General features: G+C 43.8%; 8 protein-coding genes. All 8 read left to right on the forward strand.

Features of this window, described 5'->3' with window-relative positions; translation table 11 throughout:
• Nucleotides 1–5: 5 nt before the first annotated feature.
• The 8 genes from H8796_RS11120 to H8796_RS11155 are packed head-to-tail and all read left to right on the forward strand — an operon-like array spanning nt 6 to nt 17,055.
• A complete protein-coding gene (locus tag H8796_RS11120; RefSeq protein ID WP_117934745.1) occupies nt 6–1,811 on the forward strand; it encodes a DUF5123 domain-containing protein in 1,806 nt (601 codons plus the stop codon).
• Between the two features lie 34 nt (nt 1,812–1,845).
• Nucleotides 1,846–4,233, forward strand: a complete 2,388-nt coding sequence (locus H8796_RS11125; protein ID WP_117934746.1) for a BACON domain-containing protein — start codon at nt 1,846–1,848, stop codon at nt 4,231–4,233.
• Nucleotides 4,234–4,277: 44 nt separating this feature from the next.
• Complete coding sequence (locus H8796_RS11130; RefSeq protein ID WP_004305284.1) at nt 4,278–7,490, forward strand: TonB-dependent receptor; 3,213 nt, start codon at nt 4,278–4,280, stop codon at nt 7,488–7,490.
• A 25-nt stretch (nt 7,491–7,515) separates the two neighbouring features.
• On the forward strand, nt 7,516–9,417 hold the full coding sequence (locus H8796_RS11135; RefSeq protein WP_117934748.1) for a RagB/SusD family nutrient uptake outer membrane protein: 1,902 nt from the start codon (nt 7,516–7,518) through the stop codon (nt 9,415–9,417).
• 20 nt (nt 9,418–9,437) lie between these two features.
• Complete coding sequence (locus tag H8796_RS11140) at nt 9,438–11,090, forward strand: DUF5123 domain-containing protein (protein WP_117934750.1); 1,653 nt, start codon at nt 9,438–9,440, stop codon at nt 11,088–11,090.
• A gap of 55 nt (nt 11,091–11,145) precedes the next feature.
• Nucleotides 11,146–13,002 carry a fimbrillin family protein gene (locus tag H8796_RS11145; RefSeq protein ID WP_117934823.1) on the forward strand — a complete coding sequence of 619 codons (1,857 nt, stop codon included), beginning with the start codon at nt 11,146–11,148 and terminating at the stop codon, nt 13,000–13,002.
• 41 nt (nt 13,003–13,043) lie between these two features.
• Nucleotides 13,044–15,455, forward strand: a complete 2,412-nt coding sequence (locus tag H8796_RS11150) for a pectinesterase family protein (RefSeq protein WP_117934752.1) — start codon at nt 13,044–13,046, stop codon at nt 15,453–15,455.
• Between the two features lie 25 nt (nt 15,456–15,480).
• Nucleotides 15,481–17,055, forward strand: a complete 1,575-nt coding sequence (locus H8796_RS11155; RefSeq protein WP_117934754.1) for a glycoside hydrolase family 28 protein — start codon at nt 15,481–15,483, stop codon at nt 17,053–17,055.
• Nucleotides 17,056–17,091 lie beyond the last annotated feature (36 nt).

Consider the following 17,091-nt stretch of genomic DNA (forward strand, 5'->3'; position numbering starts at 1 on the left):
GTTATATGAGAAATATATTCTATTCACTGACGGGAATAATGCTCCTGTTGGGAATAACAGCTTGTTCGGAAGAAGAACGATATGCCACTTCGGTAGTAAAAGAGATACAACTGTTTCTGGATGACGAACCGTGGGCGGTGAACACAGGTGCCTCTAACAAACCCCTGTTTATCTATACAGCCGATGGTGAGTATGTAGCCAACTATTCGTCGCTTTATCGCTTTCAGTTGGCCAATGGGAGTTATAACATTATTTCTACCACACAATCCGATTCTATTCCCAGTCCGAAGAATCTGAATGATATTGTGATACATCAGGATCCAACGGCTAAAACAAAATATGCCATTTCGGCACCGGTGACGTATAAATCCCCGTTCGACGAACCGCTTACTGTGCGTATGTACAATCGTACAGGTGTGCTTCGACTGAAGTCTACCGATCGTAAATCGGATAAAAGCTACTCGAAATTACGCGCAGTCGTTTCTTCACCAATATCAGGATATAAACTATCAGATGCAACTTTTGTAAAAGCTCCGACAGATGTGCAACGCGAGAAAGAAACAACAACCGGTGGAGTGAACTACACCGATGACTTTGTATTGTTTCAAACGCAAAGCGAAGGCGGAACAGTATCCGTGCGTATCGACTATCTGGATAAGAATAATACGGTAATCCAATCTAAAGCTATCGATGGCACATTCCCCATCTTGCCTGATGATACGGTACAAGTGGCGTTTGCACTGAACAACGTAGATGAACCGATCATACAAGATTACACTGTAACAATTGCTTCGGAAGGATGGAACGAAGAAGATATCAATCCGGAAGCTCCGATGAGAATACCTGACGGATACAGATATGTAAGTCCGGAAGAGAACCTTGAATCGATCTGTAAGTCAATGCTGGCAGATGCTTCAGTGAACGAGGTGAAACTTTTCCTGAAAGCGGGTGCTACTTATAAATTAGGTACACAGACCGAAATACCGAAAGCCCTTTATATCATGGGACAGACACCGGGTGATGGTGAAGCATTGGCATTTATGGAGATGGGTAACATGAGTATCAACTGCCCTGATGCTATTATTGAAGCCTTCCACTTCGAGAATCTGAAAATAAAGGTGACCACTTCCGACTTCTTTAAATTTAAGAATCAAGCTTTCCATGTAGCTACTATCTCTTGGAAGAACTGTGAAATCAGTGATTTGGTACGTACAATGTGGTATCAGGAAGTAGATGCCGACCAAAAGCAGATTGCTGACAATATTGTAATAGAAGATTGTCGTTTCTTAGGTTTGAATTCCGGTGGAAGTGGGTTGTTCGGTCTTTCTACGAAGAAAGATGCGCCGGTACACAACTTTGTATTCAAGAATTCTACGTTCCATGCCAATAATCTGTCAAGAGCTCTGATAACAGGTTTGGGTAGTATGACAGGAGAGCTGAATGTAACAGTAGAGAACTGTACATTCGTGAGTATGGCTCCTGCTGCAATGACTTTCTTTGACTTAAATCCGAAGAATACTTCTTCATTCAACCTGATTGTCCGTAATAATCTCTTTAGCGGTGTTTGTGAAGCCGGTCAGGGAACCTGGTTTACTACAAGAAACGTTACCGGCAAGACTTTTGAGAACAACTATCGCACCAATGGCTTTGTAGTGGCTAACTGGGGAGTCGATACCGCTGAAATACCGGTAGAAACAGCTCTCCCTATGGAAACACTCTTCAAAGATGTGGCTGGTAGAGATTTCACTATTACCGATAAAAACTCCGAAGTATATACAAATGGAATTGGTGATCCGCATTGGATTAAATAATCAATAGAGTATTAACAATATAAAGATATAAAACATGAGATATTTTCTATTCATATTATTGGTAGGATTGTTGAGCGCATGTAGTTCGGACGACGAATCTAATGCGGGTGCAACAGCTGCCAAACTGGAAGTGTCGAAGAATGAGGTGAAGTTGAGTAACGTAGACGGTTCGTTTACAATCAACGTAACGGCTACCTCTACATGGACTGCCGAAGTGACCTCGACAGGCGACTGGTTGACTATATCAAAAAGCTCCGGAGAGGGGAATGGTGATCTCCGTTTGTTTTTTACCGAGAATACAGACGGTCCCAAGCGCACCGGAACAGTAAAAGTATCAATGTCGGGTGCAGGCTCGACATTGGAACAAGAGATTAGCGTAGAGCAACTGGGGGCCGATCCCGATATTTTGTTTGATTATTCATCAGACCCTTTGTCATTCCGGGGAGGTACATTCACCTGCAAAGTAGTGGCAAATGTGGAATGGGAACTGGAGATAGCAGCAGAGTACGACTGGATCAAGTTGAAGGAAGCAACTCCCAGAACCCGCAGTTTTGTGACGGATGAAGTAACATTTGCCGTAGATGCAAATGCAAACAAAACCAGAACAGCCGTCCTGATATTCAAATCCGTAGGAGATTATACATTGCAGCGTGTCCTGAAAGTGACACAAGACGGTGTAAGCGGTGAGGTGACGATAGAACAGGATGAGTATATCATTCCTTATAAATGTCCTAAACTGGTTATCTCGGCTCCGCAAGGAGAAAACCCGGTAGATTACGATGCTGTAATATCCGAGAGTTGGATTACGCAGGATAAGAAAAACTCTACTGCCAATGAAGTCGTATTGAATATCGAAAATAATGAAACAGTCTTCCCACGTACAGCAACGGTAGAGATGTTGGATAAAGTAATTACCATCTTCCAATATGGTAAACCCGATACAAGCATCGGTGACGATCATTCTACTTCTATACTCGCTTTCCCGGGTGCCGAAGGTGGCGGTCGTTTTACTACCGGTGGCCGTGGGGGAGAAATCTATCGGGTGACAACTCTGGCAGATTATAACAAAAACGAAACTCCTATTGAGGGCAGTTTGCGATACGGAATTGAAAAGTCCAATCAACCGCGTACCATCATCTTTGATGTATCCGGTATCATCGAATTGAAAAGAGGATTGTATCTGAATGAATTTCCTAATTTGAGTATCATCGGTCAGACTGCACCGGGTGACGGTATCACACTGAAGAATTACAACTTCACCTTTAATCTTTCTAAAGACCCGGCTATAGGTGCAGGCTCCAGCCTGAATGCTATTGTTCGTTTCTTGCGTTGCCGTCCGGGCGATCAGTTTGCCGATTATGGAGAAGATGCTATTGGCGGACGTTATTTCAAAGATGCCATTATCGATCACATTACAGCCGGATGGAGCGTGGATGAGACACTGACTTTCTATGGCGTACAGAACTTTACGGCACAATGGTGCATTGCTTCTGAAAGTATGAACTTGTCTAACCACGCTAAGGGTGCACATGGATATGGTGCTATGTTTAGTGGCGACAATGCTTCGTTCCACCACATACTGTTAGCGCATCACGGTAGCCGCTGTCCGCGTATCTCCGATTTGTCAGCTCCCGGTACACAGGAATCTTATGATTTTACCGGATATTTTGATGTACGCAATAATGTTTATTACAACTGGAGTGGAAGAGGACAGGGCAGTTATGGCGGAAAGTATGCTACTTTTAATCTAACCAATTGCTATTATAAGCCGGGACCCGCTACCGGAACAAACAATCGTTCTTACCGTATCCTGTCAAGTGATCCTACTGCCAGAGCTTACATCAATGGCAACTATGTATTGGGTAATACCAGTGTTACGGCTGATAACTGGACAGAGGGTGTTTGGGGACAATTTGACTCCTCATTGGGTACGGTTCCTGAAGCGGAAAAGCAAGCTATGAAGATGGCAGATTACCAACCTTATAGCAAACTGACCAATCATACGGCTGAACAGGCTTACGATAGAGTGCTCGAATATGCCGGAGCTTCTTTGCGCAGAGATGTGATAGACCAGCGTGTGGTTCGTGAAGTGAGGAATGGTACTTACACCTATATAGGTTCCAAGCCCGAAGAAGATGGTAAAGCCAAACAACCGGGTATCATTGATACGGTATCAGATACTGAAGGTTACATTGATGTGAAATCATTGAAACCCTGGCCAGATACGGATGGTGACGGTATTCCTGATATTTGGGAAGAAGCTTACGGGCTGGACCCTAACGATCCGAGTGATGCACAAAAGATCAGTTCGTCAGTTGATCCTAACGGACGCTATCCGAACATCGAAGTTTATTTTCACAACCTGGTTCAGCATATCATTTACTATCAGAACCAAGGCGGAATAGTGATGGAAAAGAAATAATGGTGTGGAGCAAATAAATCTATTTACAATAAAAGCATAGAATGATGAATAAAATAATCATAAACATATTTATCCTGCTGTGGGTAGCGGTGGGTGCTATGGCACAGACTGCTACTGTGACCGGTACGGTGACCGACGACATGGGACCGGTGATTGGTGCCACAGTAACGGTGCAAGGCACTTCGATCGGTGCCACGACCGATTTGGACGGTAAATTTACATTGACTGGCGTGTCCAATGTAGCCAAGGCCGTGTTGATAGTTCGCTATGTAGGTATGGAAGAAGCAAAAGAACCGTTGAAAGGACGTACCTCGAACATTAATATCCACATGAAAGAAGCTGTCGGAATGTTGGACGATGTAGTCGTAATCGGCTATGGAACGCAGAAAAGAGGTAACCTGACCGGTTCTATCGCCAGCGTATCCGGCAAGATATTGGAAAAAGTACAGACCACTTCTGCTGCTGAAGCCATCGTCGGTAAGCTGCCGGGCGTACAGGTGACGGCTGTAGACGGCTCGCCGGATGCAGAAATCAAGATTTTGGTGCGTGGTGGTGGTTCTATTACACAAGATAACAGTCCGCTTATCATATTGGACGGATTTGAAGTGGGCAGCCTGAACGATGTTCCTCCTACCGATATTGAATCTATCGAGGTGTTGAAAGATGCGGCCTCTACGGCCATCTATGGTGCACGCGGTGCGAACGGTGTTATTTTGGTGACAACCAAACGTCCTGTTGAAGGACGGGTTGTCATTAGTCTGAACACTTATGTGCAGACCAAAGAACTTTCTAACAAGCTGGATGTGATGGACCCTTACGAATTTGTATTGATGCAATATGAAAATGCTCGTCAGAAAAGTTCTAACCCAACAGCTTTCAATAATAAGTATGGACATGCTTACGAACACTATATCTATCAAGGGAATGCCGGAAAAGACTGGCAGGACGAGGTGTTCGGTTCCAATCCGGTGGCTAAATATGTAGACCTTAGTGTGAATGGTGGTACGGAAAAAGCCAAATATAAACTATCCTTTATCCATCAGGACCAACCGAGTGTGATGGTAGGTAACGGACTGAAACAAAATAATATGAATGCTTCTTTCAACTTCAAGCCTTTTAAATTCCTGACGTTGGAATACCGCACGCGTTTGTTACATAAGGAAGTGGATGGATCCGGTACGGAAGGCGTTAGTTTGTTGACTGCTTTGCGCCAAAAACCTACTAAGGGTCTGGATGAATATATGAAACTTCCTGAAGACGATACGTATTTCGATCCCGATCAACTGGAAGAGGAAACTCTTTTTGATCCCAAAGAAGAATCGAAAAGAAATTATAAAAAGAGAATTAATAAGTCTCTCAATACGATGGGAGCTGTGACTTGGGATATTATGAAAGGTATGACTTTCCGTAGTGAATTTGGTTTCGAAAATAACTCTGAAGAACAACGCCGTTTCTGGGGTATGGAGACTAGTAAAGCTCGTAGCAACAATAACCAGCCGGTGGCGGAATGGAGCATGAAACAAGGTACTAAGTGGCAGCTTACCAACGTGTGGAACTACAACTTTATGCTAAAAGATGTACATGATATCCGTCTGATGTTGGGACAGGAAATCAAGCATAACCAGACTACTACCAAAACTTACTCTACCCGTTTTTTTCCGGAAAATATCACGGCAGAAAAGGTCTTTGATAATTTGTCGCTAGGTACTCCTTACGAGAACTCCTCGTCAGCGGCCTCTCCCTCGCGTATTTCTTCATTCTTTGGTCGTATCAACTATGGCTATAATGATAAATACCTTGCTACAGTAACGTTGCGTGCCGATGGCTCTTCCAAGTTTGCCAAAGGTAACCGTTGGGGATTCTTCCCGGCAGGAGCGTTGGCATGGCGTATCTCTAATGAAGACTTTTTGAAAGATAATCAGGTCGTTTCCAACTTAAAGTTGAGAGTCAGTTACGGTACTTCCGGTAATGACCGTATTGATGCCGACCTTTATCAGAAATTGTATGGTGTAAGCAGTTCCCGTCCTGCCGGCTGGGGAGAAAACAGTCACTATTACTACAATTTTTATAACTCTAAATATGTCTACAATCCCGATGTGAGATGGGAAACTACCATCACACGTAACATTGGTTTTGACTTCGGCTTCTTCAAAGAACGCATTAGCGGTACTGTTGATGTTTATTGGAATACAGTGAAAGATTTGTTGGTGCCTTCGGATATTCCCGGTTATACAGGTTACACTAAGCTGATGACCAATGTGGGACAAACGTCAAATCGTGGTATAGAACTTCAACTGAATGCCTGGCTGGTAGAGACGAAAGACTTTTCACTGAACGCTACCTTTAATATCGGTCATAATAAAAACAAGATTGACAAACTGGCAAGTGGTGAAAAAGAATGGATTCTCACTTCGGGTTGGAGAAATGATGTGGTGAACTCGGATGATTACCGTGCCTATGTGGGTGGTACCAGTGGTTTGATTTACGGTTATGTCAATGACGGATTCTATACCGTAGCCGATTTTGAATCCTTCGACTCCAAATCCAGAACATGGAAACTGAAAGAAGGAGTGGTAGATTCAAGCCCATTGTCCGACACTCCGCGTCCCGGTAATGCCAAGTTCAAGAAACTCACTCCGGTAGATCCTAACAGCACCAATCCTTATCAGTTGACAGAAGCCGACCGTACTGTTATTGGTAACACCACTCCGAAATTCTCGGGAGGTTTTGGCTTGAATGCTACTTATAAAGGGTTCGACATGAGTATGTTCTTCAACTTTATGTATGATTTTGATGTACTGAATGCCAACAAAATCATGCTGACCACGTGGGCGGACAATAAAGAGAACAACTTCCTGATGGACATTGCTTCGGATAAACGCTGGCGTAACTTCGATGACATGGGGAATGAGATCCGTTATAGTCCGGAAGTACTGGCAGAATTCAATAAGAATGCTACCATGTGGAATCCCACTTCCATCGGGCGCCCCATCTGTATGTCGTATGCCGTGGAAGACGGTTCGTTCCTGCGTCTTAATTCAGCTACCCTCGGTTACACCTTACCAAGTGTCTGGACGAAGAAAGTAGGTTTGAGTAAAGTACGTTTCTACGTATCGGGCAATAATCTGTTTACTCTCACCGGATATAGTGGTTATGATCCGGAGGTGAACATCGCTACCGGTTTGACACCCAATATTGATTATGACCGTTATCCGCGTAGCCGCACCTATACATTTGGCGCACAGTTGACTTTTTAATTGAAATCTATAAAATGAAAGAACAATGAATAAGAAACTAATATACTCACTCATTGCCGGAACTCTGTTCACTTTGACGTCTTGCGATGATTTTCTTGATGTGCAGCCCGGCTCCGGTTTTACTCCCGAGTACATATTTTCCAGCGAATCGGAGATGAAAGCGTTGATGACCCGCATCTACTCTTCCATGACGGAAGACGGGTTGTACGGAAGTAACCTTGCCAGCGGTTTGAATACGAATACCGATGTGGAGATGAGTTCGTTCAAGAACAACACTGTCAGTACCAATGGCTCGGATATCGGCTGTTTTGATTCCCGTCCCACTTGGTCGGTGTTGAATTCAACTTGGAATAATCTCTATTATGCTATCAACTATGCCAACGACTTTTTGCAGGCTGTGCAGGAGTCACCGTTGTTTTCCGATAAAGTAACAGGTGATACTCTCTCCGAGACACAACAGATGTATGGAGAAGTGAAAACGCTTCGTGCCATGCTCTATCTGGACTTGATTCGTACATGGGGAGATGTTGTGTTTGTTACCAAACCAACGGAAGCGACCGATGATTTCTTCAGCCTGGGTACTACCGACCGCAATGTCATTCTGGAATATCTGATCGACGACTTGATAGCTGTAGAACCGATGATGAAATATGCAGTCGATTTGGATTACGGCGTAGAACGTGCTTCACGCGAATATTGCCAAGCGCTTATCGGACAGTTGGCTCTTTATCGCGGTGGTTGGACTCTTCGTGCCGACAAAGAGGATGTGACTCACGTAGGTTACATGGAACGTGGCGATAACTTTGAGCATTATTATGAAATTGCCGTCACTTATCTGGGAAAGGTAATCAAGGAAAGCAAACATGACCTTTCTCAAAGTTTTGAAAACTTGTGGATGAATGAATGTAACTGGAAGACTGCCAACAACGATGATGTCATATTTGCTGTTCCGATGCTGAAAAGTGTCACCAGCCGTTATGGTTATAACATCGGTGTTACCATTGCGGAAGGTAAGCACTCTTATGGCAGCGCCCGCAACTATGTAACTTTCTGCGGTACGTATGTTTATTCGTTTGATAAGGATGATTTGCGTCGTGATATGACTTGTGTACCTTATAAATATGATAAAGACCTGAATCAGGAGATTGATATGGGAGTGACTGGTATGGGTGTTGGTAAATGGTCCAAACTCTATATGCAGTCTCCGCTGGGTGCTTCCAGTGGTTCCAATACCGGTATCAATAGTGTGCGTATGCGCTTTGCAGATGTTTTGCTGATGTATGCTGAAGCAGTCAACGAAATCTACGGACCACGTGACGATGCCAAAGAAGCACTGAAACGTGTTCGCCGCCGCGCTTTCGATGCGGCTCAATGGATGGATAAAGTAGAAAGTTATGTAGAGAGCCTGACTAATGAAGCAGATTTCTTCCAAGCTGTCATGGATGAGCGTAAATGGGAGTTTGGCGGTGAAGGTATTCGTAAGTACGATCTTGCACGTTGGAATAAGTATGGTGAAGTCATCTATAATCTTTATAATGAAATGACTAATTGGGGACTGGTAGCTAACGGGGCTTACGTACCGGGCATTGAGAAAGTACCGTCTAATATCTATTACAAACAAGTAACGGATCCTGAACATCCCGATCGGAAGGTCTTGGATATTGTAGGTATTGACGAATATGGTCCGGGTGTGGGTCGTCCTGCCGGTTACACGGTATTGGAGTATGCGTTGGGATGGAGAGTGTTGAACAAAGAAACACAGCTTTATGAAACGTTGGATGCTATTTCATGGAGTTTCCGTGGATTTATCAACAAGAACAACGATCAATTAGTGAAACCTACCGATCCTGTGAGATACTTGTGTCCTTATCCTGCAAAGGTTATAACAGACCATCGCGGATTGATTCGGAACTATTATGGATACTAATCAGTAAAAAGACAAACGTTATGATAAAGTTATTACGAAAACTTGCAACGGCTATGCTGCCCGCACTCCTTTGCGGCACCCTGTTCATAGGCTGCGAGGCAGATGATAAATATACGAAAGTGGACGACCTGTTCCAGCCCCGGTTTGTATTGGAGAAACCGGAGGTGAAAGCAAACTCTGTGACATTGGTATGGTATAAAGTGAACGATGCTATCTCTTATACGGTACAACTACATCAGGATCAATATTATACCAGCTTGTTTATGGAGATAGAAACCACTGATCCTTATGTGTTTATTGATGATATTCCTTACGGGACAACTTTCTATATTCGTGTACGCAGCAATGCTGCCAAAACAATCAACAATTCGCAATGGAGCTACGTCAGTGCTTCTACTGAAGCTCGTCCGGAGTATGCCAAGCTGGTGGAAGATGTATCTAAAACCGAGATTACGGAATCATCTGCTATCATTCGCTGGAAGAAAGACAACAAACAAAATCCGGTGGATAGCATAAGCATTATGCCTATGATGGATACGACTCTGCCGGGCGTTAGCCGCTATCTGACCATTGAAGAGATGATGCAAGGATATGCTGAAGTGGACGGATTGACGAAGAATACATTATACGCAGTCAACCTGTATGATACCAGTAAACCTCGTAAATATGACAAACCTTACAATCAGGTAACGTTCCGCACGGCTGGTCCGTCGGCCATGTCTATACAAGTTGGCTTGGAAGATGATTTATCTGCCATGTTATTGGACAACGATGTCGATCCTGAAGTGCCCGAAGGTACGGAATACTACTTGCCGGCAGGTTCTTCCTACCGTGTCACTCCGTTCTCTTTGATGAAGGGTTTCCGTTTGGCGGGCAGTCGTGACGGTGTTAAACCTGTTGTTGTCCTCGAAGGCAGTTGGAGCATTGCAGAAGGTTCTTATCTTTCCAGCTTAGAGTTCGATAATATCGAATTCCGTCATGAAGCAAACAATAATTACTTTATGAATACCAGCAAGGCATACACAATAGAGAATGTCAGCTTTGTAAATTGCGACTTTATAAGTCTTCGTCGTGGTTTCTGGCGTCATCAATCAGCTAATGCCAAGTACATTATGAATCTGGAAATGGAAGGATGCCGTTTCGAAGGTTGTGGATGGCAAACAAGTGCGTATGGTACATTTAATCTTCAGTCTTTCGATAAAGATAACGGAGTGTCTTATGATCAGGTAGACCGTGCCATCTTCCGCAACTGTACGTTTAGCAACGACAATGATGGAACCAATGGCTATGGCTGGGGTAACCTTTTCTATGCGCCTTATATGGATAAACCGATCGAACTGGAATATAAGAATGTGACTATCTACAATTACAGCCGTAACCAACGTCTGATTAACATTGAATCTGCCGTAGGTTCCAAATTGGTAATGCAGGGCATCCTGTTGGCATCTCCTTGCGGTGATTTGTATGCTATCGGTGCTAATACTACCACTACTTTCTCTGATAACTATACCACAGCGGATTATGCATTGGGCGGTAGCAAAATGAATGCGACAGATCTCGAGATTACAGCGGACAAACTGTTTGCCGATCCGGTTAATGGAGACTTGACGATTAAAGATACTTCTTCCCCGATAGTAAACAGTCGTGCCGGTGATACTCGTTGGTTGCCTTAAATTTAAATTGAGAATATGAACTTATATGATTAAGAATAAATTAAAAGATAATATTATGAATCTGAAACATCTATTTTTCTTAGCGGTTGCCGGAACGTTGGCAGTAGCTTGTAGTGAAGTTAATGAAAATTCTCTTACTGATGGCGATGGTCAAAGAATGCTTCGCACTATCAGTTCGGGCAACGATCGTTTCACTACACGATTGAATAGCGAAACCAGTGAATGGGAGAACGGTGATGCTATCGGTATATATATGTTCGATACAGAAGATAAGAATGTATTGAACGATGCCCTTAACGTGAAATATACGACGATTGGCGAGGGGCTTACGGCGAACTTCTCGTCCGATCCCGGAATAGCAATCTATGATATGCCTACGAATTTCGTAGCCTATTATCCGCATACTACATCTGCAGATGTTATTGATGCTACGGCAGCACTTTATAAAGTAGATGTAAGCGATCAGTCTAACGGTATCTCTGCCCACGATTTAATGTGGGCAAAGGCTGCCAACCAGTCTACAGAATCATTGTTGGCAGGTGGATTATCATTCACTTTCCATCATCAGTTAGTGCTTCTACGTGTCAAGATTACGAATGAAAACGTATCAAATGTAACAAGTATAACAGTAGGGGGGATGAACACCACAGCTATTTTTAGCCTGATAGACGGTAAATTGACTAACATGGATACACAGAAGTCTATTTCCCTGCAAAAAACAGGAGATAAATCTTTTATTGGTATCATGTTGCCTACTGAAGAGTTGATAAATAAAATGTCGCTCACTATCATGGCAGACGGTGGTAAGTATCAGTACACAGTGCCTGAAGGCAGCAAGATAGATAAGTTTGTTGCAGGCTATGAGTATACCTTCAATATCAATGTAGGAAAAGAGACTAGCGGAGAAATAGGCGGTGGTTCCGGCAGCAACACACCTTGGGGTGATGGTGGCAGCGAGGATGGCGACGGTGATAAAGTTTCAGAGAATGAAGCAATCCCTGCTGATTATGCTCAAAAAGCGATTAATGCAGAAACAAACCTGTCGACAATATTGTCCGGTGCTTCCGGTAAAGTTGCGTTAGTATTTGCTGCCAATGCAGAAGCTTATACCTTTAGCGATGCAATAGTAGTGCCCGAAGCTGTAACAGAGTTGTTGCTGATTGGTGATACAGAAAAACAAGTGAAGATGAATCTGAAACAGATACAATATACCAGTCTTCAAAAGATAGCATTGAATAACTTGGATATTACAGGTGATAACTCAACCGCTCTGCTGACTAACAATGAAACTGCCCAACTTGCTACTGATGCTGTAGTAGACTTTAAGAAGTGTAACTTTAGTAATATGAAGACTGTTTGTGACTGGCCAACCAGAAATGACGGAGTACAAAACTTACTTTCTGCCGTACTCATCAACAATTGTCTATTTGAAAACATGGAAAGTATTTTCAATTATTACGGCTCTAAAGCAATTACTATAACCAACTCTACACTTTATAAAATGACAGAACGTGCCGTTTATGTAAAAGATGCCAATGGTGTGGTTATCACTGTAGAAAATTGTACATTAGCAGATTTGGGCAAGACTCCTTTTGAAAGTCAATATGGTAACGGCAATCTCTACTATAAGAATAATATTTCAGCCTGCTTCGTTACAAGTAACCCTAACATAGGCTATAAAATGGATGTACGGGAATTCTCCGGTAACTATGCAGCGGCAGCTACCGAAGCCGGACAGCTGCCTGTATTGAATGTACATGGAAAAGCAATTGATGCCAATACTTTCCCTAATGCCTGGATAGATACGTCCAAAACAGTTACCGAACTGTTTGAAGATGCAGGAAACGGCAACTTCAAACTGAAAATTGATGCTCAAGTAGGTGACCCGCGTTGGTATAAGAATGTAAAATAACCATTGAATTACTCTTGTAATACTGATTAAACATTACAGTTATGAAATTATTTCATTCATTATTATATCCCTTGTTAGGTGGTTTGTTTTGCCTCTCTTGTTCGGATGATGAGCAAGATACAGGTACAAAACAACCTACTACTGCGGGAGAGGTTACCTTCGGTGTAGACCTCACAGGTTTCTCAACCCGTGTCACCCAAGACGGATCGTCATGGAATGACGGAGATAAGATCGGAACATACGTATTGGATATGAAGACTCTTGAACCTGTCACAGAAGCAGCGAATGTACCTTATGTCTGCTCGGAAGAGGGTGCGTCGGTTTCTTTCACTTCCACTACACCGCTGAAAGTGCAAAATGATGGAACACCGGTGAAGTTTGTGGCATACTATCCGTATAATGCCGATGTACGTAATTTTAATTATCCCGTGCAACTGGCCGCTCAAGAAAGAGGAAGTACGGCGTGCGACTTACTATATGCTGCCACGAAAGAAGAATACACCTACTCTCCGGAGAACGAACCCCATATCTCATTAAACTTTACCCATCGTCTGGCAAAAGTGATTCTGAAGTTTGTGAATATGGAAAAAGAACCGTTGGAAGTAAGTGATGTACGGATTGAGGGGATGCAAACTGCCGCTTCATTCAATATACAAACAGATGTACTGACGGTTGACGAAAGCTCTGTTGCTACAATCAACCCTTATCACAATGCTACAACAGGATTCTACGAAGCTATCATTCTTCCATCGGCATTGACAGACAGCTATAAAGTGTCTTTCGTATTGGACGATAGAGAGAAAGAGTGGATATTTACTAATTTGGACATTGCTTTGCCGCAATTCCACAAAGGTTATAGCTACACATTCGCACTCTACATAGACGACAGCGGCTTTGTAGAGATGGGACGTCTTGAAAATGTGGAAGGCGGAAACTCATCAGCTCCCTGGGAAGACGGAAGCAGTGAGGACGGAACGGCCGAAGGTGACAAGACTCCTGTATCAGGATATGCCTTCACACCTGCCGACGGCACGCAGCAAGCACTAGCAGATACCGAACTGAAAATCGCCTTTGAAGGCACTGCACCCGAACTTGGTACGAGTGGTTGTATCCGCATCTATCGTATGAGCGACCATAAACAGGTAGATGAAATCAATATGGCAGAACGCAGACAGTCTATCGTAAACGGTCAGACCCAACTGAATACGTGGATGGATATTATTGGCGTTACGCCTACCGGTTCTTCCGTCAGTCGTCGTATCGTCAATTATTATCCGGCACGGGTGGAAGGTAACAGTTTCATCATCAAGCCTCATCAACAGCGTTTGCAGCCCGACACCGAATATTATGTAACCATCGAACAGGCAGCTGTGAAACAAACAGACTTCAAGGGAGTATACGGCCGTGCATGGACATTCAAAACGAAGCCGGCACCAGCATTGACCGGACCGAACTATGAGGTGAAGATTAGTCACACCGACCCTAATGCTGACTTTTATACTTTGCAAGGTGCTATTGATTTCTGTGCGGCACATGTCGATTTGAATGCTGCCAAGACTTTCCGGATGGATGACGGTATCTATCAGGAGATTATCTACTTGCGCGATCAAAGCAATATTACCGTAAAAGGAAATGCCAGTGATAATACGGCTGTCAATATTCAATATGATAACAGCAATGATATTAACGGTGGTATAGGCGGCGGAACCAATATCGATCAGTTTGCCCCTATTGGTACTATTGTACCTTCTTCCGGAGGTCGTTCGGTGGTGATACTCGATGGTAACAGTGATAAAATCCGTTTTGAAAATGTGACGATAGAGAATGCGTATGGCTGGACACTGGGTAAGAATGGCCAGGCCGAGGCACTTTATATTAACAACCAATCGGCTGCTTTTATCAATTGCCGTGTCTTGAGTTTCCAGGATACTTTGCTTCCCGGTGGAGGTTACAACTGGTTCAAAGATTGTTTCATAGCCGGAGCTACCGACTTTATCTGGGGATCGGGTAAGGTGGTACTGTTTGAAGATTGTCAGATCCATGCACCTAGCGGTACACGTGCTGTAATGCAAGCACGCGTCAGGGCGGGTTACTTGGGTTATGTATTCTTGAACAGCCGTTTCACGGTAGGCGAAGGCGTTACTAACTCCACTTTGATTTATCAGTTTGAACCGGACAACCTGACTTTCTTAAACTGTACGTTTGCGGATGTGTACGGTCCTAACTTTGTAGGCGAGAATAAACCGCTGACACCGGCTGTACCTACTGTTGCCACCGGCTGCAAACTTTACAACTGCAAGACTGAATCGGGTTCTGATATTTATCAATCCATTCCGGCAACGGTGCGTAATACAGTGCTGCAACTTAGTAAGGAACAATACGATCAATACTTCGGTACACGCGAAACCATCATGAGTTGGGATGGCTATACCGATGCGGCTTGGTTCAAATAATAAAATGTTTAGGTAAAAAGATACGATGAATAGATTGAATCGAATGACTGGCCTGGTACCGGTCATCATAGGACTATTTTGTGCTTGTCAAGGTACTGCCAAACAGGTGGATATGGAGACAGATTTGAAGGCGATGTATGCAGACCTTCCTTTCTCCATGCCCGCCATAGAGCGTCCCGTTTTTCCCGATTATCAGGTAAATATCTGTGATTTCGGAGCAAAAAGCGATGGGGTGACGCTGAACACGGAGGCTATTAATAAGGCTATCAAAGCAGTGCACGACAAAGGAGGGGGTAAAGTAATCATTCCGGAAGGTTTGTGGCTCACAGGCCCCATTGTTTTGCAAAGTAACGTCAATTTGCATGCAGAAAAGAATGCTTTGATTGTGTTTAGTGGTGACACCTCGTTGTATCCGATTATTACGACTTCATTTGAAGGACTGGATACACGGCGCTGCCAGTCGCCTATCTCGGCAATGAATGCAGAAAACATAGCTATTACCGGTTATGGCGTTTTTGATGGAGCGGGAGACAGATGGCGTCCTGTGAAGAAGGATAAAATGACGGATAGGCAGTGGAAGACTCTGGTGAACTCCGGTGGTAATGTGGATGAGAACGGCAAGGTGTGGTATCCCAATGAAGGGGCATTGAAAGCATCCGTTCTCATGTCTGGCCAGGGGGATCAACAGGCTGAAATCACGAGTGAAGAATGGGAGGAGATGAAAAGTTGGCTGCGTCCTGTACTGCTAAGTATTGTGAAGAGTAAAAAGGTGCTTCTGGAAGGCGTGACCTTCAAAAACTCTCCGAGCTGGTGTCTTCATCCGCTTTCGTGCGAATCTTTGATATTGAATGATGTAAAGGTGTTCAATCCCTGGTATTCGCAGAACGGAGACGCGCTCGATGTGGAATCATGCAAGAATGTGTTGATTGCCAACTGTTTCTTTGATGCGGGAGATGATGCGATCTGTCTGAAGTCTGGTAAAGACGAAGATGGCCGTCGCAGAGGTGAACCTTGTGAGAATGTGATTGTGAGAAACAATACCGTTTTGCATGGTCATGGCGGATTCGTAATTGGTAGTGAGATGTCCGGAGGAGTGAAGAATGTATATGTGTCCGAATGTTCTTTTATCGGTACGGATGTCGGGTTGCGGTTTAAAAGTGCCCGTGGACGTGGTGGCGTTGTGGAGAATATTTATATCAATAATATAAATATGATTGATATTCCTAACGATGCTTTGATTGCCGATTTATATTATGCGGCCAAAAGCGCTCCCGGTGAACCGATTCCGAGTGTGAGTGAAGAGACTCCTGCTTTCAGGAACATCTATATCTCGGATGTGTTTTGCAGGGGAGCAGGACGGGCGGCGTATCTGAACGGACTTCCCGAAATGCCGATTGAGAATATTTCCATCAAGAATATGGTGGTTACTGGTGCTAAAGAGGGTATTGTAGTGAATAAAGTGGCAAAGCTCAACATCGAGAATGTTGAAATTGACACTCCTGACCAATCTATGATACAGATCGAAAATACAACGGATATCACCATTAACGGAAAAGATCTGGGAACGATTTCAGAGAAACGGTTGCTGACCAAGAACTAATAACTAGTCGGATAGAGTTACGGGGGGATTTTAAGT

The organism is Bacteroides sp. M10 (assembly GCF_014334015.1).
Taxonomy (GTDB): Bacteria; Bacteroidota; Bacteroidia; order Bacteroidales; family Bacteroidaceae; genus Bacteroides; species Bacteroides intestinigallinarum.

Coding starts and splice junctions, on each gene's coding strand:
- H8796_RS11120 (WP_117934745.1), top strand. CDS start 6: ATGAGAAATATATTCTATTCACTGACGGGAATAATGCTCCTGTTGGGA.
- H8796_RS11125 (WP_117934746.1), top strand. CDS start 1,846: ATGAGATATTTTCTATTCATATTATTGGTAGGATTGTTGAGCGCATGT.
- H8796_RS11130 (WP_004305284.1), top strand. CDS start 4,278: ATGAATAAAATAATCATAAACATATTTATCCTGCTGTGGGTAGCGGTG.
- H8796_RS11135 (WP_117934748.1), top strand. CDS start 7,516: ATGAATAAGAAACTAATATACTCACTCATTGCCGGAACTCTGTTCACT.
- H8796_RS11140 (WP_117934750.1), top strand. CDS start 9,438: ATGATAAAGTTATTACGAAAACTTGCAACGGCTATGCTGCCCGCACTC.
- H8796_RS11145 (WP_117934823.1), top strand. CDS start 11,146: ATGAATCTGAAACATCTATTTTTCTTAGCGGTTGCCGGAACGTTGGCA.
- H8796_RS11150 (WP_117934752.1), top strand. CDS start 13,044: ATGAAATTATTTCATTCATTATTATATCCCTTGTTAGGTGGTTTGTTT.
- H8796_RS11155 (WP_117934754.1), top strand. CDS start 15,481: ATGAATAGATTGAATCGAATGACTGGCCTGGTACCGGTCATCATAGGA.